The 1,484-nt window shown below is 46.0% G+C and carries 2 protein-coding genes; one reads left to right on the top strand and one right to left on the bottom strand.

All coding sequences use genetic code 11. The features are described 5' to 3' along the window. Positions 1 to 50 precede the first annotated feature (50 nt). Complete coding sequence (locus tag JC606_RS23090) at positions 51 to 461, bottom strand: cytidine deaminase (protein ID WP_010648722.1); 411 nt, start codon at positions 459 to 461, stop codon at positions 51 to 53. Positions 462 to 595: 134 nt separating this feature from the next. Between JC606_RS23090 and JC606_RS23085 the strand changes: the two genes are divergently transcribed. Next, positions 596 to 1,484 (top strand): IS110 family transposase (locus JC606_RS23085; protein ID WP_198779537.1); only part of this gene is annotated, 889 nt, incomplete at its 3' end.

Genomic DNA, 1,484 nt, shown 5'->3' with positions numbered 1-1,484 from the left:
CTTCCTATTAAAAGATAGGCGGATTGGGGATGGGGAGTCCAATCATCTTGTTATAGCGCTTTGCCGTTTACAAGTGACCAATGATGAGGCATTAATTCTCGTATAGTTTTGAAAACCAATGCATTCTCTGGAGTTGTTATAGCTGCTTTGACATCCCCACCCCAGTGGACAAGACGCTCTTGGCAAACTCCGCATGGTGACAAGATTAGAAATTCATCGTTCTCGTTCTCACGACACAGACATAATGAGTGAGTCACTCGCTCATTGAGTTTGTGAGCCTCTAAATAAGCACCCACTTCCATGCATAGTGAAAGAGCATCGTTTTTAATATCAGGAGCAATACTTGTTAATATTTTTCCTGACTCTGTTCTAACAGCCGCAGCACCACCCCAACCAGAAGGATATCGCATATTTACTAGTTCTATTGCTGCTTGATACAGCTCTTTTTCGATATTTTCCATGACCATCCATATTCAATTTTATCGAGCGCTATAGACATAATGACCCCCACGAGGTGCTAGCCTCCAATTTCGTGGGTTAGCGTAAAGCCAGAGCCATAATTAGTGTGTTCAAACAACTAAATTTGGAGGCTAGCATGAATAACGATAGCATAATTTTCATTGGCTTAGATACGCATAAGTCATTTATCCAAGTCGCCGTCCTGCAAGAGCAACGCGGGGCTACACCTGAACATTTGGGGCGAATAAAGTCTAACAAGTCCGCCCTCATTAAACTCACACAACAACTGCAATCTAAATATCCCAAAGCCACCCTCCATTTTGTCTATGAGGCTGGACCATGTGGATACTGGACTCACCGCCTGCTCACAAGCCTTGGGCACTGCTGCTATGTCGTTGCTCCTTCACTTATCCCTAAAAAGCCTGGTGACCGTGTGAAGACCGATAAACGAGATGCCGCTAAGCTTGCCAAACTCTTCAAGGCTGAAGAGCTCACCCCTATCTATGTTCCAGAAGCCGAAGATGAAGCCATACGAGATCTCTCAAGAGCCCGAGAAACTGCTATGAAAGATCTCAAGGACGCTAAGTTCCAACTCAAAGGCTTTCTACTTCGCAATAATGTTCAAGCAACAGTGAATGACAACTGGTCTAAAAAGCATCTACGGTGGCTGACAGACCTCATTCTCCCTCACTATAGCCAACAGATCGTTCTGCAAGAGATGATCATGACTATCAGCGAGCGGATGCAAAGACTTCAGCGCCTCGATAATGAACTGCTCCATCAGGTAAAAAATTGGCGATACTATCCTGTCGTCAAAGCCATTCAAGCGATGCGCGGCGTCCGATTATTGGTCGCTCTTGGCACCATCGCCGAACTCGGTGATTTACGGCGGTTCGATCATCCTAGAAAACTAATGGCTTATCTGGGCCTCGTTCCAACCGAAAGCTCAAGTGGCGGTAAAACTCGACGCGGCAGCTTAACAAAGTGTGGCAACAGTCGAGCCAGACGGTTACTCGTTGAAGGCG

The sequence above is a fragment of the Vibrio sp. IB15 genome, assembly GCF_016406055.1.
In the GTDB taxonomy this organism is placed as follows: Bacteria; Pseudomonadota; Gammaproteobacteria; order Enterobacterales; family Vibrionaceae; genus Vibrio; species Vibrio chagasii.
The sequence above is the reverse complement of the archived record's forward strand: the minus strand, read 5'-3'. Positions and strand labels throughout refer to the sequence as shown.

Coding starts and splice junctions, on each gene's coding strand:
- JC606_RS23090 (WP_010648722.1), bottom strand. CDS start 461: ATGGAAAATATCGAAAAAGAGCTGTATCAAGCAGCAATAGAACTAGTA.